At 32.1% G+C, this 18536-nt stretch carries 21 protein-coding genes; 5 read left to right on the forward strand and 16 right to left on the reverse strand.

The features are described from left to right. Nucleotides 1-358 precede the first annotated feature (358 nt). From mnhG2 to HMPREF3264_RS10215, 8 genes are read right to left on the reverse strand one after another with little or no spacing between them, the layout of a single operon-like run. Nucleotides 359-829 (reverse strand): Na+/H+ antiporter Mnh2 subunit G, encoded by a 471-nt coding sequence (gene mnhG2, locus HMPREF3264_RS10180; protein ID WP_070832567.1) that lies wholly within the window; start codon nt 827-829, stop codon nt 359-361. Then, nucleotides 804-1106 (reverse strand): Na+/H+ antiporter Mnh2 subunit F, encoded by a 303-nt coding sequence (gene mnhF2 / locus HMPREF3264_RS10185; RefSeq protein WP_002441286.1) that lies wholly within the window; start codon nt 1104-1106, stop codon nt 804-806. Before mnhF2 ends, mnhG2 begins: the two co-directional genes overlap by 26 nt. After that, nucleotides 1103-1585, reverse strand: coding sequence for a Na+/H+ antiporter Mnh2 subunit E (gene mnhE2, locus HMPREF3264_RS10190; RefSeq protein ID WP_044466942.1), 483 nt, complete (start codon nt 1583-1585; stop codon nt 1103-1105). Before mnhE2 ends, mnhF2 begins: the two co-directional genes overlap by 4 nt. Then, entirely contained in the window at nt 1586-3085 is a 1500-nt protein-coding gene (gene mnhD2, locus HMPREF3264_RS10195; RefSeq protein WP_141764473.1) for a Na+/H+ antiporter Mnh2 subunit D, read from the reverse strand. Beyond that, nucleotides 3075-3419, reverse strand: a complete 345-nt coding sequence (gene mnhC2 / locus HMPREF3264_RS10200; protein WP_002441278.1) for a Na+/H+ antiporter Mnh2 subunit C — start codon at nt 3417-3419, stop codon at nt 3075-3077. Before mnhC2 ends, mnhD2 begins: the two co-directional genes overlap by 11 nt. Continuing rightward, nucleotides 3416-3841 (reverse strand): Na+/H+ antiporter Mnh2 subunit B, encoded by a 426-nt coding sequence (gene mnhB2 / locus HMPREF3264_RS10205; RefSeq protein ID WP_002441276.1) that lies wholly within the window; start codon nt 3839-3841, stop codon nt 3416-3418. Before mnhB2 ends, mnhC2 begins: the two co-directional genes overlap by 4 nt. Further along, nucleotides 3828-6230, reverse strand: coding sequence for a Na+/H+ antiporter Mnh2 subunit A (mnhA2, locus tag HMPREF3264_RS10210; protein WP_070873245.1), 2403 nt, complete (start codon nt 6228-6230; stop codon nt 3828-3830). Before mnhA2 ends, mnhB2 begins: the two co-directional genes overlap by 14 nt. 29 nt (nt 6231-6259) lie before the next feature. After that, nucleotides 6260-6817 carry a tyrosine-type recombinase/integrase gene (locus tag HMPREF3264_RS10215; protein WP_070873246.1) on the reverse strand — a complete coding sequence of 186 codons (558 nt, stop codon included), beginning with the start codon at nt 6815-6817 and terminating at the stop codon, nt 6260-6262. Nucleotides 6818-6958: 141 nt separating this feature from the next. On the opposite strand from HMPREF3264_RS10215, the gene HMPREF3264_RS10220 reads away from it, so the two are divergent. The 5 genes from HMPREF3264_RS10220 to sarA all read left to right on the forward strand — a co-directional run bounded on the left by HMPREF3264_RS10220 (nt 6959) and on the right by sarA (nt 10817). Further along, nucleotides 6959-7165 carry a sigS mRNA-stabilizing protein SroA gene (locus tag HMPREF3264_RS10220; RefSeq protein ID WP_002441271.1) on the forward strand — a complete coding sequence of 69 codons (207 nt, stop codon included), beginning with the start codon at nt 6959-6961 and terminating at the stop codon, nt 7163-7165. 14 nt (nt 7166-7179) lie between these two features. Beyond that, nucleotides 7180-7404, forward strand: coding sequence for a DUF2922 domain-containing protein (locus HMPREF3264_RS10225; RefSeq protein WP_002441269.1), 225 nt, complete (start codon nt 7180-7182; stop codon nt 7402-7404). Between the two features lie 215 nt (nt 7405-7619). After that, nucleotides 7620-8549, forward strand: coding sequence for a DMT family transporter (locus HMPREF3264_RS10230; protein ID WP_070873282.1), 930 nt, complete (start codon nt 7620-7622; stop codon nt 8547-8549). Nucleotides 8550-9077: 528 nt separating this feature from the next. Next, complete coding sequence (locus HMPREF3264_RS10235) at nt 9078-10043, forward strand: efflux RND transporter periplasmic adaptor subunit (protein WP_070873247.1); 966 nt, start codon at nt 9078-9080, stop codon at nt 10041-10043. Nucleotides 10044-10442: 399 nt separating this feature from the next. Beyond that, entirely contained in the window at nt 10443-10817 is a 375-nt protein-coding gene (gene sarA, locus HMPREF3264_RS10240) for a global transcriptional regulator SarA (RefSeq protein WP_002441263.1), read from the forward strand. Between the two features lie 220 nt (nt 10818-11037). On the opposite strand, the gene HMPREF3264_RS10245 is transcribed toward sarA, so the two are convergent. The 8 genes from HMPREF3264_RS10245 to HMPREF3264_RS10280 all read right to left on the reverse strand — a co-directional run bounded on the left by HMPREF3264_RS10245 (nt 11038) and on the right by HMPREF3264_RS10280 (nt 18345). Then, nucleotides 11038-11838 carry an alpha/beta fold hydrolase gene (locus HMPREF3264_RS10245; RefSeq protein WP_070873248.1) on the reverse strand — a complete coding sequence of 267 codons (801 nt, stop codon included), beginning with the start codon at nt 11836-11838 and terminating at the stop codon, nt 11038-11040. Between the two features lie 238 nt (nt 11839-12076). Then, complete coding sequence (locus HMPREF3264_RS10250) at nt 12077-12793, reverse strand: hypothetical protein (protein WP_037541153.1); 717 nt, start codon at nt 12791-12793, stop codon at nt 12077-12079. A 260-nt stretch (nt 12794-13053) separates the two neighbouring features. Next, nucleotides 13054-13563 carry an SA0570 family protein gene (locus tag HMPREF3264_RS10255; protein WP_070873249.1) on the reverse strand — a complete coding sequence of 170 codons (510 nt, stop codon included), beginning with the start codon at nt 13561-13563 and terminating at the stop codon, nt 13054-13056. Between the two features lie 196 nt (nt 13564-13759). After that, nucleotides 13760-14566, reverse strand: a complete 807-nt coding sequence (locus tag HMPREF3264_RS10260) for an alpha/beta fold hydrolase (protein WP_002441255.1) — start codon at nt 14564-14566, stop codon at nt 13760-13762. Then, nucleotides 14541-15272 carry an HAD family hydrolase gene (locus HMPREF3264_RS10265; protein WP_070873250.1) on the reverse strand — a complete coding sequence of 244 codons (732 nt, stop codon included), beginning with the start codon at nt 15270-15272 and terminating at the stop codon, nt 14541-14543. Before HMPREF3264_RS10265 ends, HMPREF3264_RS10260 begins: the two co-directional genes overlap by 26 nt. A 220-nt stretch (nt 15273-15492) precedes the next feature. Next, nucleotides 15493-16044: a PBECR4 domain-containing protein gene (locus HMPREF3264_RS10270; protein ID WP_070873251.1), complete on the reverse strand. Its 552-nt coding sequence runs from the start codon at nt 16042-16044 to the stop codon at nt 15493-15495. A 357-nt stretch (nt 16045-16401) separates the two neighbouring features. Beyond that, nucleotides 16402-17355 carry a FecCD family ABC transporter permease gene (locus HMPREF3264_RS10275; RefSeq protein ID WP_141764474.1) on the reverse strand — a complete coding sequence of 318 codons (954 nt, stop codon included), beginning with the start codon at nt 17353-17355 and terminating at the stop codon, nt 16402-16404. Between the two features lie 90 nt (nt 17356-17445). Beyond that, the gene (locus HMPREF3264_RS10280; RefSeq protein ID WP_070873253.1) at nt 17446-18345 is read right to left on the reverse strand and encodes an ABC transporter substrate-binding protein; all 900 of its coding nucleotides are present in this window, start codon (nt 18343-18345) and stop codon (nt 17446-17448) included. Nucleotides 18346-18536: the final 191 nt, after the last annotated feature.

Genomic DNA, 18536 nt, shown 5'->3' on the forward strand with positions numbered 1-18536 from the left:
AAGAATGAAGAGAAATTGCTTACTCTTATTGGTTAGATCAACAAATATAAATTAATTATTTAGAATATTTTATCAATTTTAATGATGCATATTCCACTATCAGTGAAATCAAACATGAACATTTTAAACGACTATGCACTTGAACTCGCTTCTTCAAACGAGAAAATGTTTATGTGTAATCTCATTGAATCAACATTTTACTACTTAAATTTACAATTATTCTTGTCTACAATTTTATCACTAATCGTATCAATGCTTAAATAAATCGCACTCTTTTCTTTTATAATTCGTACTTTAGTCTCATAAAAAGAAAACCGTCAACATCTAGATACCAATTCTAGTATGTTAACGGTAATAATTAATCATGATTTTCAAATTTTTTCTCTTTTTCTCGTTCTTTGTAATAAAGTTTTTCTCTCCGTTGTTCACGTAACTTGGCACGAGATTTCAATTCTTCGGGTGAATTAAACTCATTTTGACTTAACAAAATAGACGATTGTCTTGGTCCTTCATCCTTTCGGTACATATAGGCACCGTTACGATATGCAGCGCGTGCAACTAAATGCATACCTACTGGGGAAGTAAGATTGATAAATACTAAAGATAAGAGTAACCGAACACTAAAGAACCCGGTATTGACAATAAAGTATATCAATACGCCAATAATAGTTAAGAGTACGGATAACGTCGAACTCTTTGTTGAAGCATGGCTACGTAAGAAGACATCTTGGAATTTAACAATACCAATTGCACTAATCAACGCAATGACGCTTCCTAGAAAAATGAGAATGGCCGAAATTAAACTAACGATTTCTTTTGTTATTTGCATTAAAGACACGACCTCCCCCAATAAATCTAGAAATAGATACGGAACTGACGAAAGAAATAATCGCAATTAACATGATGGAATCTAAGAATGAAACCGAATTGAGCACTACGCTCATCACTCCTACAATGGACATGACAACCGCACTTGTCGCATCAAATGAAACAACTCTATCTGCCGTTGTAGGCCCTTTGATTAATCTGAAGAGACAGACGATCAAAGCAATGCCAAATATAATTAATGCACTTATTATAAAGAACTGTGTAATCGCCTCTATCATCGTGTCACCTCCAAGATTAAATCTTCATACTGTTTGATACTTTTTAAAAGTTTTTGCTTATCCTTTTCAGAAACATCAATACTATGAATAAAGAATTTATTAGTATTTTTAGAAATACGAATAACTGTTGAACCTGGTGTAATAATGATTAAAATAGTTAAAAACGTAATTGCCCAATCGTTTTTTAATGAGGTTTCATAAGTAAGTAAACCAGGATTCATCTCTTTCGTTTTAAATAGGATGTAATTAATCGTACTTATACTAGATGTTAATAATTGATATATATAAACTGCTAAAAACTTGATTGCTACCCATATCTTTTTCAAATAAAATTCTTCACCAAAGAATCGATGTAGTATATAAATCACAATTAAACCAATTAGAAATCCGGAGAAGAAGGTTGTAAATTTAAATTCATCTTCGTCTTGGAATAACACCCATAGAAATGCGATGACAATATTCAACACGACTTGTTTCATCTATTTTTCAACCTCCTTCAAATGCGGATTTACATTTTCTTGAAAAACATGTTCCTTCATATTGAGGTTTGTAGCATTTTCTGTCACTTTTAAAATAACTGGCGCTGCGATTCCCATAGCTAGTACGACTGCGACAAGAAGACCAAGAATGCCTTTACGATGTGCTGGAATCTTCTTAAATTTGACTTCTTCACCATCAGAATCACCAAAATACATGACAAACATTACTCTAAATAGACTGTACATTGCAATGAGGCTTGTCACAATCATTAACGCAAGACCAACGTAATTACCGTTTTGAATGGCACCTTGAAAGATAAGCACCTTACCAGGGAATCCACTAAACGGGGGCACACCACCAATGGCGAATATCATAACTACAAACGCCACACCAAAGAAAGGTTCTCTCTTCGCTAAACCACTTAAATATTGATAATTTCGATAACCCGAGATATAAACTAAACTACCAATAATAAAGAATAATAACGTTTTAACAATAATGTCATTAGATAAATAGAAAATCGCACCATTGACACCTGCGAATGTATTAGAGCCTAATCCTAAAATGATAAATCCAATCGACAATATGACTTGATAGGCTGCTATCTTCTTAATGTCTTTATACGCAATTACACCTAATGCGCCGATAATCATCGTGAGACACGCCATGAATACTAGTAACGGATGTGTAATACCAGAATGATGATTGAATATTAATGTGAAAAATCGTATTAACGCGTACGCCCCCACCTTCGTCATCAATGCAGCAAACAATGCAGCGAGTTCTGTATTTAGTACAGCATAAGCTTTAGGTAGCCACATAAATATTACAAGCGCAGCTTTAGAACTGAACGCTACTAAGAAGATGAGAGATATGATAGTCACAGTCTGATTACTTTCCATATGATCTAAACGCATTGCGATATGAGAGAAATTCAACGTACCAACTACTTTATATAACATGCCGATACCAAGTAAGAATAACCAGGAACCAATGATATTAAGCACAACATAAATAATTGCTGCACGTAATTGTTCAACCGATTGTCCTAACGTCACAAGTACAAATGACGCGAGTAACATAATTTCAAACATGACATATAAGTTGAATAAATCTGATGTTAAAAATGACCCAATCACACCAACAGTGAGCAATAAGATAAATGTTGGTAAATGGAAACGATTTACCCGCTTCTCTCCACGTCCAAATCCATAAGCCATGATAAGTGTCACAACAAAAGATGATACGGTCACCATTAATAAGCTCAGTGAATCACCTAAAAATTGAATACCAAAAGGTGCTTTCCACCCCCCGAAGTCTAAAGTAATTGGCTTATGATTCACTACATATATTAATAATGCTAAAGAAATTAACGTTGTAACAACCATTGTCATAATAGAAAGTATTTTCGACGTTTGGTTTTTATTTTTCGTAAATACAAGAATCAATGCGCATAGGAAAGGAAGAAGCATAGGTAAAATTATTAAGTTACTCATCATCTTCTTCACCTCTCAATGCACTAATTTCGTCCTCTTTCGTTACACGATATGTTCGATAAATTAATACGAGTAAGAATGCTGTCATACCAAACCCTATGACAATTGCAGTGAGCACAATCGCTTGCAATAACGGATCAACGAAATGGGTATGATGATTTTGAATTAATGGCTCCGACACATGTGAGCCATATTTCCCCATACTCATAATGATTAAGTTACCAGCATGTGTATAGATTGAAATACCAATAACGATACGAATTAAATTAATAGATAGGATCATGTATGTTCCTATAAATACTAAGAAACCTATCACAAGTAATAGTATTAAATTCATGACTTACCACCACTTATGGATAGCATCACTGTAACAATGACACCTACTACTGTAAGTAAGACGCCTAATTCAAATAACGTAACAGTCGTAATATGAACGTGACCTAATAATGGAAATGCCACGTTCGCTTCTGTTTGATATAGGAAAGGTTTACCAAAGAACATAGGAACAATTGCCGTAGCAAGCGAAACTAATGACCCGAGAATCATTAATTTTTTGAAATCAATTGGTAAACTTGTTAATACCTCCTTAACATCAAAGGCGAGGAACATAAGAATAAAAGCTGAACTAAATATAAGTCCGCCAATAAACCCGCCACCTGGATTGTTATGTCCAGCGAAGAAGACATAAAATCCAAATGTTAACAGTATGAAGACAACAATCTTAGTGACTGTCTTTAGTACAACATCATTCTCTTTCATCTTGTCCCCTCCTATCTTTATAGTTAAGTAGCGTATAAATACCTAATCCTGCGATGATTAAAACCAAGCCTTCGAATAATGTATCTAGCGCTCTGAAATCGCCTAAAATGGCATTCACAATATTTTTTCCACCTGTTAATTGATAGGCATTTTTGTAGTATTTCGAAATGGACGCCATTCCATCTGCTTGTTGTGCTATAAAAATGAGTGAAACTACAGATAATGCCATGATAAGTGAAACGATTATTTTAAGTGTTTCCTTTTTCATATTTGCTTTAGCTCTTGGAATATTTGGTAATCTTGAAAAGCTCACAATAAATAAAATTGTTGTAATTGTTTCTACCACAAGTTGCGTGAGCGCTAAATCTGGCGCTTTCATCGCGATAAAATACAATGTGACAGCAAAGCCGATAATCCCGTTAAGAATAACCATAGTTAAACGCTGACGGATAAATATAAGCGAAATCCCTATGATGACAGTCACAACTGAAAGAATTACCTCTAAAGGTCCGAAAGACGAAACGTGTAGTTCATGGACTTTTGGAAAGCCCACTGAAATATATCCATAACCCACAATCACAATGAATATAAGGAGTGTAATGATAATATAATAATTAAGCTTATTACTCATTAAACTACGTATACCAATACCTGAATAAGATTCAAATTCTCTATAAACTTTACGATAAGCATTGGTAATTGAAGCCTGTTTAATCACTTTGTGCGTAATAGACTTCCAATTGACTGTAAGTGCTAAAAGTGTTCCCACGATAATTACAATCACACTTAGAATTAATGGAAGATTTACCCCATGCCATTGTGAAATATGTGGCGCTACAGAATCTACTTTGCTTCCTACACCTGATACCGATCTCAATGCCGGCAAAATAACATTGTGTCCAAAAACGTTTGGAATAACGAACACTATAGGTATAAGCACCATTAGAATAACGGCTGGCAGACTAAATAACCATGGTTCGTGAATTTGTTTTTTTGAAAACTTTTCGAAATTGAATTTTCCCCAAAAAGTCTCTTTAATCATGTAAAGTGCATAAGTAAATGTAAAAATACTCGCAATGACACCGAGAGACACAATCATTACTGTGAGTGTCATGTCAAATTGTTCAAGTTCAATCGCTTTGACGAGAGAATCAAAGAACATTTCTTTACTGAGGAAACCATTTAAAAGTGGTACACCAGCCATAGATAAAGAGGCAAGCAACATGACTATGTGCATCTTAGGAAAGACTTTGCGCATCCCATTCAGTGAGCGGATATCCCTTGTTCCTGATTCATGGTCAATGATTCCAACGCCCATAAATAATGCACATTTAAAGATGGCATGATTCATTAAATGGAACAAGCCGGCAAAGAGTACTAACGCATAAAATTCAGATAAACCATCAGACGTATGTTGCGCATAGCCCCCACCTATACCAACCATTGACATGATCATGCCAAGTTGACTAATTGTGGAATAGGCTAAAATACCTTTCAAATCATATTGTCGCAATGCTGTTAAAGAACCGAAAAGCATTGTAATCAGTCCTACAAAAGTGACTGTATAAATGTAAGCATTGCTAAGTCCTAATAAAGGTGTAAATCTAAATAATAGAAAGATTCCTGCTTTTACCATTGTGGCTGAGTGAAGATAAGCACTGACAGGTGTTGGGGCTGCCATCGCTTTCGGCAACCATATATGAAACGGAAATTGCGCCGATTTTGTAAAAGCACCTAACAACAACATGAGCATCATTGGAATAAATAATGAATGATGTTCAATTGTATGACGTTGTTCGAGGATTTCTGAGATTGTATTTGTACCAGTTATGATATAAAGCATGATAAAACCGGTTAATAAAGCTAAACCACCAAATACTGTGATGATAAAAGACTGTATTGCACCTAATTGACTATCACCATTGTTATACCAGTACGAAATAAGTAAAAATGAAGAAACGCTAGTTAATTCCCAAAATACGTACATCAATATCGTGTTATTGGCAATCACGATGCCAATCATACTAAACATGAATAATAGTAGGTAGACGAAGAATCTAGGAAGATTATCTGTTTGGGTTGATAAATATTGAGTTGCGTAGAAAAATACGCCTATACCTATAAGTGAAATAATGAGTCCAAACATTAAACTTAGTCCGTCTAATTTCATATCTAGATTGATATCTAGTGAAGACATCCAAGGTATATGTACAGATGGGTAATGATGATGAACAACATTTGGTATTTGAGTAATAAAATAAATAGATGAAAGTATAGGCGCTAGTAATGATAGATAGCCAGCTATTTTTCTAAGCTTGCGATGACTAAGTGTAAGCAACACTAAAACCATCATAACTATGAGCGCGCCCATAAGGTATACCAAACTCATTTAATGCCTCCTTACTTTAATACTATATTTTATAAATTGAGTGCGATAACTGTACGCTTAATTGATTTATCTTTGATTCCAATAAATTTCATTGTTTCTTGTGTCGTTTGGTGTCCTAAATATTTCTGTATAATTGAGATGGATATGCCTGATTGATAAGCATGATAAGCAAATGTCTTCCTTAACGTCGTCAATCCAATATGTCGCATTCCAAGTCGTGCTGCAGCTTGATGAATAATTCTATAAGCTTGCTGTCTTGATAAACATTGTTGTGTTCTCATTGACCGAAAGACCAAATCTTCGTCTTTTAAATGATGTTCTTCTATGTAACTTTTTATTTCGAGTTGCAATTCAGTTGGCAACATAATTTTAATACTGGGCTCATAATCTACAATCCAAGCAGTTTTTATATTCCCTGTTTCAGCCATTTTAAGATGTTTAACTTTCATATTTAATAATTCTGTCAGTTTAACACCCGTATGTATTGCAAATTTGAAAAACAAATAATCCCTTTGCGTCCGTTCTTGTAATACTTTATACATTTGATAAATCTCTTCTTTATGTTTAATTGGCTCTACCTGATTCATAAGTCCTCCAACATTAAGTTTCTCATTCAATGATAAATGATATTTATGTAACATCAAAGATTTTTGCTTTAATTTTTTTGTAGAAAAGGTGTCCCTTTTTTCATTCTCAAACGATATATAAAGTGAAAGGAGGTCATAAAGATGAACGAAGTCAACCAAATGACAGCACTCTTCACAGAAATCAAACATAATTCTGAAGGAAAAGCAGTCGAACATAAACGTCGTTTCGCAAACTTGAACCCATCAGCTTCTAATAACCAAGTAAGAACTTTCAGTACAATTATTGAACGTTTAACTGGTGAAAAGTACGACAAAGTAGAAGTTGTAAAGACAGAAGCATTAATTTAAAGAGGAGGATTATTATGTCAAAAACGTTAGAACTTATCTTCAAATCTAACCTTAACAAGCCGGTGAAATTACAATTACCACAATTCGATGCTGTCCTAACAGAACAAGTCGTTAAAGACAGTATGAACCAAATTCTAGAATTAGATATACTAAAATCGAATGTGGGTAAGCCAGTAAAAGCTTATTCAGCTCAAGTAATTGATAAGACTACGACAGTTATTTTCGAAGATAAAAAATAAACTTAAACACTATTTATAATTCAGTAAACATCATTAATGAGTATAAAAATAGAATCATTGATGATGTTTTTTGTTGTGTTGAAAGATGCAATTTACATATATAAACGTGTTAATCAATGAAGAGGTTCTATTCATCAATCAATCATCGGCTATTTAGAATCACAACAATGAATGGTATCATGAATATGATTAAATTTGGGAAAGTTGGTATGGCAATGCTATTTTTATACTTTTTAGGGATATTTGTGGGGATGTTACTTCCTATTCAAACCTCAATTAATTCAAGATTAGGACAATTTACACGTTCCACATTCTATGCATCAACCATTTCGTTTGCAGTCGGAACAATTTGTTTATTTATCCTTAATCTGGTTATCAATCCTCATATTTTTACGCCATCATTCTTCTCAAATCAATCGTTAAACTATACATGGTTCTTGGGTGGATTATTAGGTGTAATCTTTCTAACAGGAAATCTATTGTTATTACCTAGATTAGGGGCTGCACTTACCGTCGTGATGACTGTCACAGGTCAGATTCTCATGGGAGTGATCATCGACACCTTTGGATTATTTGGGGCTACGCAACATTCATTCACTTTTTTCAAAGGTATCGGTATTATATTTTTACTTTTTGGTATCTTATTGATGAATTATATCCCTAAACAGAAGGTGCAACAAAAGTCTGATTCCACCTTTTTATTATGGTTAGCTATTGGTCTTGTGTTTGGTTCTGCACCACCTATTCAAACAACAATCAATAGCGCACTCGCTCAACATATACACTTATCTATTTTTGCATCATTAATTTCATTTACCGTCGGGACGACTGCTCTATTTATTCTTACATTGATTTTTCATCGTAGTTTAAAAATTCAACATTTCCATACAGAGTTAGGTCAGATAAAGCCTGTTTACTTTATCGGTGGCATTCTAGGAATGGCATTCGTTACAGCAAATATTATTTTAATGCCTTTCTTAGGCGCTGCGCTTACAACGATTGTCGCAATGTTAGGACAAATGTTGATGGGTATCATCATCGATCACTTCGGATTACTCGGTTCTCCTAAAAATAAAATCACCGTACGTAAAGTATGTGGCTTAATATGTATCGCTATTGGCATCGTCTTATTAAGATTATTTTAGACTTAGATTTCACACTACAAAAATTCAATTTTGGAGTTCCCACAAATTGTAGACTGAGCTATCGTTGATTTTGTAGAAGAAAAAAAGTTTTTTACTTAATAATAAATGAAGTATTGATGGCGACACGCCTGCAGGAATAGCATGCGTCTTGAGACTACTTGTAAGTCAGTTGATTTTTAAAAGACAGGCTACGCAGTAGCTGATTGATGTTGAGCTAATGTAGGCTCAACATCTAATCATCCTTGCGGGGGTGATAATACGAATTCTTAAATTCTAGAATTCTGTATCACTCCCAAGCCATGCCCGCGGCAAGGAAGCTAAGCAATACGAAGTATTGACATAATATATTGTGCTAAATGTTTCAATCCCAATTTTTTCTTTTTAAAGGTAAAGTATTAATGATTTTTCAAATATTGATAAAATCAGAATGTCTAAATCAAACTATTTTCATTTAAACTAAAAATATCTACTTATTATTAAATTAATATTGTATAATACCTTTAACTCCACATCTAGAGGTGAACATCTATGAATACAAAGCGTATAACATTATTTATTTTAATTTTAGTCTTTCTTTTAACCAGTTTAGGATTTGGATATCACACCTATTCAAAGATAAAATCTAATACTGATGACTTAAATTCCATAAAAATAATTAAAGTTAAACCCAAAATACTTCTCTCCACCACAGGCATTCAAACTCCTAAGCAAAGCTACACTTTCCACTTTAATCCTTCACTAGGACAAATTAACCGTATCTTAGTTAAAAATAACGAAAAAATATCCGCCAAAAGACCGATTTTAGAATATTATAATTCTGAAAAAGAAATAAAAGTAAACAGTTTTAAAGGTGTTCTTAACCAAATTAAACTCCCTACGAACGCCCCTTCACATTTAAAAGCTAATCCCTATCTAACCGCACCACAGCTGTATTCTCAGCTTCTTCAAGAACAAAATTCAATCTACACAACACAAGTTTCTCCTATTAATGGCAATGTCTCTATTATTAATCCACATCCTGCAAAGACAGATGATAAGGTAGTGCAAATTGATAGCGAGGAACGTGTCATTCATGCTAATATATCAGAATCTGAAGTGAATTTATTAAAAATTAATCAAAATGTTTCTATAACTACTAGTGACGCTACTCAATTCATTAGCAAAGTTAAATCAATCTCAATGATTCCTTCTGAAGTTAAAAATCATATATCTTACTTTCAGGTTGTGATGACCACTCAGGCCAAATACCCTATTGGAACACACTTTAAAATAAGTTTGATTTCAAACGATATTGAACTTCCACAATCCAGCATTGTAGATAACAAGTATGTTCTAGTGATCCATAACAAGAAAATCGTAAAAAGAGAGATTAATTATAAAAAATCTTCAAAAAGTGGGTATATTATTGTGACGAGTGGGCTTTCGATTAATGAAAAAGTAGTAAAAAGTCCTTCTTCTAAAATGGCAAAAGCTTACAACAGTCAAAGGTTGTAAAAAACATTTCAAAATAATTACTTTTTAGTATTATTTTTATTAAATTAAGGGAAATTCTAAATATTTGTGATATTTTTGAATAAGTCAATTGCTATTTTGATAATTCAATGACATTGTAGAAACAATAATTAGTTTTATAAACACTTATTTGTTTACTTCTTATTTTTATTTAGTTATAATTAACTAAATAATATAGCATTAAATATATTTGTTAAAATTTTATTTAATACTAAATTATGGCAGACACTTCGTATTTTTTCAAAAAAATAGATACAAATTAATAAATTCGGGTAGAGTACTCATACAGGTCTTAACTTAATAACATATTCAGATAAATAAAATATAGTATGTTTTAAAAAGGTCTTTTATGAGTAAGCTATAAATAGGGAGGTTTCAATAATGGCTATTTCAAAAATTAATGACTGCTTTGAATTATTAGCTATGGTCACTTATGCTGATCGCTTAAAAAGTATTATCAAAAAGGAATTCTCAATTAGTTTTGAAGAATTTGCTGTTTTAACTTATATTAGTGAAAACAAAGAGGAAGAATATTATCTTAAAGATATTATTAATCACTTAAATTACAAACAACCTCAAGTGGTAAAAGCTGTTAAAAACTTATCACAAGAAGACTACTTCAATAAAAAACGTAATGAACACGACGAAAGAACAGTGTTAATTTTAGTTAACTCTAAACAACGTAAGAAAATCGACGAGTTATTAAAACGCGTTAACAAAAGAATCACTGAAGCCAACGACGAAAACGAAGTTTAATGCTATAGATTTGTAGGAGTAAGACCGAAATGTGATGTTTATCAATTAATTTCGGAATCTTGCTCTTTTTTAGTGGGGGTCAACCATTCTAAAATACAGTGTGTCTGAACAAATACTAAAGTAGACTAAGGGGCAATCAAATTTCGCGATTTGATTGCCCTTTTAATATCATTTATAAAATATAAAACTAAATTCCTAATTGGGTTAAATTCCCCAAACTTTATTCTAAGTCATCTTCTACTTTCTGAATAAAGTCTAAATATTGTTCTAAAAATCGTTCAGGTTCTTCAATATGTGGTGCATGCCCTGAACCGCTAAATATACTTTTCCTAACATTTTCAAAATAATTATCTATTCGATAATGTTGTTTATCAAAGATTAACGGATCGTGTTTACCATTAACTATAAACGTAGGTACGGTTACTTTATTATGAACATCTTTCGTAACATCTACACTGTTTAACAATGCTCTTATCGCAATAGCACTATCTTCTGGTGTAGGCCTACTGTATAACTTCTGACGTTGATACCATCTCATAGCCTTATCTTGATTATTGAATAATTTTGGAAATAGAATAATCATTGCTTCAGACTTATTAAATCCGGCTACTTCTTCTTGATTATCCACCATCAGTTTTGTAAATCCGTGCGTAATATCTTCTCTTTTAGCAGAGACAATAGTTAATGAAATCACTTTGTGTTGATATGTTTCTGTAAATTCTCTACCAATGATGCCCCCCATGTCATGTCCTAAAATATGTGCAGAACTCACATTTAATGCATCCATTAAATACCTTAAGTCCTCAACATGATCTTTTAAGTCATAAGATTCTGAACGTGAGGATTTTCCATGTCCTCTCACATCATAAGTAATCACTCTGTGTGATTGGAGGAGTTCATTTTTTAAATCCTGAAAGCCTGATAAGTTACCGTCTAATCCATGAATTAAAACAATGGGGATGCCCTGTCCTTCATCATTATATGCGAGTTCAATTTGATTACATGTTAGAATTTTTTCCATCGTGGCACCTCCCTTTAATAATTACTATACCCACATCAAATCATAGTTACGCCTTTGATATGACGAACGAATAATTAATTTAATATTCATTTAATATAATTATTTAAGTCAGTGTTGCTTCTTATTCTTCTTTTCTGAAAAAAATAAACCTATCTATTACATCTTAATTTATACATAAAAAAAGTCTTATATATAGCAGTAGTTGATAGCTAATATATAAGACTTTATCGACGTATTATTACGATCTTGTACGTGCTGATAATTTAATTGTGTAAAAAATAATGAGTACAACAAGCAAAATCCAAATGGCTAATGAGAAAAATTGAGCAATTTCGGGATTTGTGATCATTGCATCTATCGTTTTCTGACAGAATAATAATCCTATTCCAGTAAATTCTAACCTTTTAAAGAATATACCTACAAGACCTAAAATAATTCCAACGAAGAATACAAATTGATGTCCATAGATATTAATAGGAATGATGGCCCAATTGAAATGAAAAGCTTGCATAGTTATAAGTATCAAGGCAATAATTGCAATCGCGATACCTACCCACATCTCAAATTTATTAGAATATAAATAATTTTTCCTTGCGATTCTAGTATAAAGAATGATTGTAATTGGAAAAATAACGATACAATAAAATAGACTTATTCCTGTAATAGCTTGAAACTGTACATATTGTTTATCATACAAATAGGAAATGAGAATAAAATTAATAATAAAAAAGATAACTGGATTAAGTTGTAATGCAAATAAATTACGTTGTATCGTAAGTATAATTTGCGCTGGTGACTTGCCTCTATATTCAATATAATCTTGGTCTTGTTCTTCGGATTTCTTAATATCTGAGCGGAACTTTTCCTTAATATCATCTATTAAATTAGGGGACATACCTTTATGGCTAAAATAATCATTGATATTCTCGAGCAATACTTTATCATTAGTACGCATGATTAACTCCTTCTTCATACAAATCTAGATGTAATTACGAATTAAGCAATATTTTAGTTAAATGATATTCAGTATAAGATTTTACCACACAATACGTTTTATTTCTTGAAAATTCAACTAAACTTTACCTTTATCGACATTAAAATACAAAGTAAAAGGAGCAAAAGCGAAATGTCATTCTTTATAGAATCATTTCAGCTTCATGCTCCTTACTCATATTATAAAATTATTTATATTCAATTTATATCAACAACTTAGCTTTATTTAGCGATGTCTATGCGATATAATTTCACATTTTTATCTTTTGGTGATTCTGAACTAAATTGATAACTTGCTTTACCATTTTGGATATAACCAAAGTTGCCAGTTACTTTATTATAATGTACGCGACTTACGGCTTTGTTACCAAATGTATCTTTGACAGATTTATAAGTTGGTCCGTTAGCATGATTATAAGTCATAGAAACGCGAGTCACGTGACCTTTATCTTTTTTACCATTTGTTGTTACGAGTAAGACACCTTTATGAGTTCTAAATTCATAATAGTGTTCAGTGCCTTGTTGATTATATGAATAGATTGGATGACTATATTTGTTTAAAACGCTTTTTATAGATTCGCCGATTCTAACATTTTCTAAAGATTGATCGCCATGATTGATTTGTTGAACTGTTTTCATTGAGTTACCTGTAGCAGCTTCAGCGTGATGACCAGCGCTTACTCCTGTTAAAACTAATCCTGAAACAAGTAATGAAGCCATTAGCTTTTTCATAAGCACTCTCTCCTTTATTCAATATCTCTGCTTTGTGCTTAAATTTATTATACTACATATATTACTAAAATGACAATAATATTACAAAAACGTTACAAAACAATCTTTTTAAGTTTCAAAAAAACTGTTTATAAAGAAAAATTGAACTTTCGTTAGTCATCTATACCAACTTCGAGTTCAATTTAATCTTTATTATTTATGCCTTTTGATGTGGAAAATGATCTTTAATAAATGAAGTTACTTCGTCGATAAACTGACTTTGTTCTTCAACAAATGGGTATAAACTTGATTGAGCATAAACATTAAATTGGCCGTGTTCAATCAAATCACTAACTTCTTTAGCTTCCAATGTTGTTGTACGCTCTCCGTATTCTCCCGCAATAATTAATGTTGGCGCTTGAACATTTCTAAAAACTTCTGAAATATTAGCTGTTTTAAAGACATCTTTCACCGCTTGTATTTCTTCTTTAGTCGAGATTGCATTCGTATCTTCCACATGTTTTAAAAATTTGTTCATTTTACGTGGTTTATAATATTTCTTCTTATTCAAGAATTTATCTTGTTCTTCATCGTCCCAATTTCTAATCGTATGGGCATACTTTCTAAACAAACGTTCTTCAGGTAATTCACCCTCAATAGAGGTTGGATTGACTAACGTAAGCGATGAGACATAATCTGGATATCTCACAGCAACATCTGAGGCAACAATTGCCCCCATCTCATGTCCTATATAGGCGGCTTGATCGATGTAAATATAATCTAATAAAGCTTTAACATCATCCGCAAACTCATGAAATTCAATATGTCTTGGTTTATCCGAATATCCGTGACCTCTTAAATCAATTAACACCACTTGAAAAGATTTCGATAACGCTTTAGCTACATCATTAAACACTGAATAATTATCATAAGCCGTATGAATAAGTACGACTGGATAGCCTTCGCCCATAGTATTATAATGAATCGTCGTTCCATCTTTACTCGTAAATAAATCCATTGCCATTGCGCTCTTCTCCTTCTGGTTCAAAATTTTCAGGTAAAATATTCAATAATTCTTCAATCGTTGTAATTGTATAATCCACTTCATCTTCAAGTGGTTCTAATTCCGCATCTTCTTGTTTATACCATACACTTACCATACCCATTGCACGAGCTGGCGCAACATCATTGAGCGCGTCATCTCCAACATACATAACTTCATCAGGTTTCACACCTAATTGTTCAATCATATCTTCAAATATTTTAGGATGCGGTTTGCGGTACCCCACTGTTTCAGATGTTGTTAAGTAGTTGATCACATGCATAATACCTAATGAATGTAATCTAAATTGTTTTATTTTTGATTTACCATTTGCGATGACACCGATAAGGTAGTCATGTTCTGATAACTTTTCCAAAGTATATAACGTATCATAATATGGAAAGACATAACGGTAAAAATGCATTTCAAAGTCATGAAATAAATCTTTCCACGTTAAGCGATCAATATGAAACTGTTTAATAATTTGCTTATATAAATCAGGTTTATCGTTATCTTCATCATCATCTAACTCGATGAATTTATTCTTAAAATCAGCCAATTGAACATGTACGAAATAATCATGAAATCGTTCAAATTGCTCTTCGATAAATTTCTCACGTGATTTGACTCTATCTAACAACGTGCCTTCTAAATCAAAGACGATTGCTTTAATATGACTTAAATCCATTTTAAGTTACCTCTTCACTTTATAGTAGATACTATCATTATGTTACTTTTCCTAAATATTCCATAATTCTTCAAAACCACATAATATTATATGCATTAGCATTAGGTCTTGCAATTTAAAATCTATGCTTAACTTAATAGTATCATTGCAACACAAATTTTTTTAGCATAAAAAAAACCACATGAAAGTGGTATTAATTTACTGTACTATATATTTAAAATCAATAATTTTCCCATTCTATTTGAGTTATTCTTGTTTTTGGGGTTCTATTATAAATATTTGAATCATTAATTTGATACATAGTAGCAGGTACATAATAACTTTGAGAATAATCCAGTTTCAACCCTATTAACATATTTATATCATTATAATAGTCTATAAATACAACAGATAATTGTTGTGGATTCTTATTTTTTCCTTTTGGGATAACGCATAGTTTAATCTCTTTATTAATAAAACATTTATGTAGAAAATTATAATTAAGTAATCTATTTCGAATTTCACTATAATTATGATGTTTCTTTATAACGTTTATCGTTAGCTTACCCTCTAAAATATTTTGTAATGTTTTAGTAGCGTTATTATTTTGAACTTTATGAAAACCCAATAAATGATGGATATTTCTTTTGTTAAATCTTATCTCTATCCTTTTCAATTTATCATATGTAGTATTAATGATTAACTTTTGTCTTGTGAAATTTTCAATATAATCTGAAAGTAACATTTGTAAATCAATATCATTTATATTGTCTATTTTATAATAATTATCCATTTAACAAATGCTCTCCCTATATTATATTGTAAAAAAATAGCCCCACATTTGTAGGGCTTATGTAATGAGTGGTGGGCAAAAAGGGTATCAATTGCCGAGATTAGTGTTAGGTTACGAGGCCACCTAACAGGCTATATAGCCCACTCCAACTATATATTTTTAGACACTATACATGTACATGGAAGAAAGAACGAAATGATAGTTAAGCTTTCTTCAAAGCTTATTATAATGCTTTTTTGGCTTTTTGTAAAAATATTTCACCCTTGAACACAATTGTTTATTACAATCATTTACCTTCTATTTTCTACACGTGTTTGTTATAAACCAAATTCATTCTATTTTAGCAAATGAATACATTTATCGTAATACCTTAGATTGTGTAATAAGAATATAAAATAAAACCGGTATACCTAATAATGCCATGATAATACTAGCTGGTATTTGAACAGGTTGAATGATGGTTCCTCCTATAAAGTCTGCTATCAACATCACGGCGCTCCCAATGATAAGGTTAAGTAGCATGTGCGTTCCTAACTCATAACGCCAATAAAATCGTCGTATCAATTGAGGCACAATCATACCTATAAATCCTATGATACCTATATAAGCCACTACGACAGCTGTGATGATTGACGAAATCGTTAGGACTAGAAACGTGATTGTTTGAACATTAAGCCCCAATGATTGACTCTTCAACTCACCCAATTGTAGTAATTTAATGCTTTTTTGCATTGAAAATAAAATCACTATAGCGATACTTAACGTTACTGCTATGATCACGACATCGTGGTACTCTGCCGATGCAAATCCTCCGAATAAGTAATTTGCAATTGAATTCATTTTCCGTGGCTGCATTAGAACCAACATATAAAGAAGTGCATTAAACAAAGCACCTATCATCAAACCTAATAGAATAAGCACACTTACAGGATAACCTCGTGACAATATTGCTGAAAGGCCGAGTACTAATATCAGTGTAATTAAACTGAGTGTAATCGAGAAGAATGGTAACCATAAAAAACTCAATCCGAAAAATAAAGCAAGCCCCGAACCTAATGACGCCCCACTCGCTAATCCAAGCGTAAAACTATCAGCTAATGGATTATTTAAAACCGTTTGAAACATTTGACCGGCAAGTGTCAGCGTAGCTCCAGTTAGAACCGCTTCAATGACTCTCGGAAGTCTTACTTTCAATAATATCGTTTGATTAAAGGTATCATTTAAATTTCCCAAATCCCACCATAAGCTCACAAACATAATGATTATTAATACGATTAGCCAGGTGAATATAATTTGAAATTTCCTCATCATTATCTCTTTTCTTTTTTATATTTATCAATATAATAACAAAATCGTATTAAAAAAGTCAGTGCTCGTATGACCACTGACTTTCTGTAAATATCACTTTTTATAAATAGCATCTCTTAATTCTTTTAAGCCTTCATCTATTCGAGGTCCTGGACGAGAAATTTCGTCTCCGTTAACTGATTCAATACGTGTATTTTTTACTGCATTGATTTTATCGAAACCGCCACGTTTTTTTATCATTTTAATGTAATCCGATTTGGATTTACCTTCTGTAGAAATTAATATATCCGGATTATGCTTAATAATACTTTCTTTACTTACAGACTTCCAACCACTTATATCTGAGAAACTATTCTTCGCATCTAATTTGTTCAACATATCATTGAAAATTGTACCCTTACCTGCAGTATAAATATCTGGTTTAGAAGATACCTCCATAAATATACTTTGCTTTTGATGATGATTTGGAACAGAATTAATGACTTTATCAACATTATTTTTCGTTTCATCTACTAAATCCTCAGCTTGTTTCTCACGACCTGTTAATTTTCCAATAGATTTAAATGTATCATATGTTTCGTTAATTGATTGAGCATCTTTTACATAGACCACTTTGACGCCATCTTTCTTCAACGAATTTAACACTCTACCTGAAGAATGCTTCTGTGATTCATGTGCCAAAATCAAGTCTGGCTTCGCCTTAAGCAATTTTTCTTTATTCAAATTCATCGCATCAAATTGTTTTTTGCCTTTTTTGACGTCTTTAGGGTAATCATCAACTGTTGAAACACCAACAATATTTTTACCTAAACCGAGTCGATACAAAATTTCAGTATTACTAGGCATTAAAGAAACTATTCTGTGATATTTGGTTTTGTTGTTATCAATTTTAGTCGATGCCGAATCTTTATCTGATGATTGGTTTGAGTCGTGGCTACATGCTGCTAATAATAAAACGAGCACGAGAATCATCATCCATAGTTTATTTCTCATTCAGTGAGCATTCCCTTCTCTGACTATGATATGTATCTTCACTTTGTATTTATCATATCAAAAACAACAAATATTTCATTAGTTTTTTGAAATTTTAAATGATTACTTTTATCTTAATAATCTATTAATTAAAATAATACAAAAAATTAAGGGAGTGAGATAGAAATATAATTTATCAAAATTATTTTCGT

This window comes from Staphylococcus sp. HMSC62A08 (genome assembly GCF_001839105.1).
Taxonomy (GTDB): Bacteria; Bacillota; Bacilli; order Staphylococcales; family Staphylococcaceae; genus Staphylococcus; species Staphylococcus caprae.

Bases quoted from the DNA above. Each gene is read 5' to 3' on its own strand.
- mnhG2 (WP_070832567.1), bottom strand. From the start codon at position 829: ATGCAAATAACAAAAGAAATCGTTAGTTTAATTTCGGCCATTCTCATT.
- mnhF2 (WP_002441286.1), bottom strand. From the start codon at position 1,106: ATGATAGAGGCGATTACACAGTTCTTTATAATAAGTGCATTAATTATA.
- mnhE2 (WP_044466942.1), bottom strand. From the start codon at position 1,585: ATGAAACAAGTCGTGTTGAATATTGTCATCGCATTTCTATGGGTGTTA.
- mnhD2 (WP_141764473.1), bottom strand. From the start codon at position 3,085: ATGATGAGTAACTTAATAATTTTACCTATGCTTCTTCCTTTCCTATGC.
- mnhC2 (WP_002441278.1), bottom strand. From the start codon at position 3,419: ATGAATTTAATACTATTACTTGTGATAGGTTTCTTAGTATTTATAGGA.
- mnhB2 (WP_002441276.1), bottom strand. From the start codon at position 3,841: ATGAAAGAGAATGATGTTGTACTAAAGACAGTCACTAAGATTGTTGTC.
- mnhA2 (WP_070873245.1), bottom strand. From the start codon at position 6,230: ATGAGTTTGGTATACCTTATGGGCGCGCTCATAGTTATGATGGTTTTA.
- HMPREF3264_RS10215 (WP_070873246.1), bottom strand. From the start codon at position 6,817: ATGAATCAGGTAGAGCCAATTAAACATAAAGAAGAGATTTATCAAATG.
- HMPREF3264_RS10220 (WP_002441271.1), top strand. From the start codon at position 6,959: ATGAACGAAGTCAACCAAATGACAGCACTCTTCACAGAAATCAAACAT.
- HMPREF3264_RS10225 (WP_002441269.1), top strand. From the start codon at position 7,180: ATGTCAAAAACGTTAGAACTTATCTTCAAATCTAACCTTAACAAGCCG.
- HMPREF3264_RS10230 (WP_070873282.1), top strand. From the start codon at position 7,620: ATGCTATTTTTATACTTTTTAGGGATATTTGTGGGGATGTTACTTCCT.
- HMPREF3264_RS10235 (WP_070873247.1), top strand. From the start codon at position 9,078: ATGAATACAAAGCGTATAACATTATTTATTTTAATTTTAGTCTTTCTT.
- sarA (WP_002441263.1), top strand. From the start codon at position 10,443: ATGGCTATTTCAAAAATTAATGACTGCTTTGAATTATTAGCTATGGTC.
- HMPREF3264_RS10245 (WP_070873248.1), bottom strand. From the start codon at position 11,838: ATGGAAAAAATTCTAACATGTAATCAAATTGAACTCGCATATAATGAT.
- HMPREF3264_RS10250 (WP_037541153.1), bottom strand. From the start codon at position 12,793: ATGCGTACTAATGATAAAGTATTGCTCGAGAATATCAATGATTATTTT.
- HMPREF3264_RS10255 (WP_070873249.1), bottom strand. From the start codon at position 13,563: ATGAAAAAGCTAATGGCTTCATTACTTGTTTCAGGATTAGTTTTAACA.
- HMPREF3264_RS10260 (WP_002441255.1), bottom strand. From the start codon at position 14,566: ATGGCAATGGATTTATTTACGAGTAAAGATGGAACGACGATTCATTAT.
- HMPREF3264_RS10265 (WP_070873250.1), bottom strand. From the start codon at position 15,272: ATGGATTTAAGTCATATTAAAGCAATCGTCTTTGATTTAGAAGGCACG.
- HMPREF3264_RS10270 (WP_070873251.1), bottom strand. From the start codon at position 16,044: ATGGATAATTATTATAAAATAGACAATATAAATGATATTGATTTACAA.
- HMPREF3264_RS10275 (WP_141764474.1), bottom strand. From the start codon at position 17,355: ATGATGAGGAAATTTCAAATTATATTCACCTGGCTAATCGTATTAATA.
- HMPREF3264_RS10280 (WP_070873253.1), bottom strand. From the start codon at position 18,345: ATGAGAAATAAACTATGGATGATGATTCTCGTGCTCGTTTTATTATTA.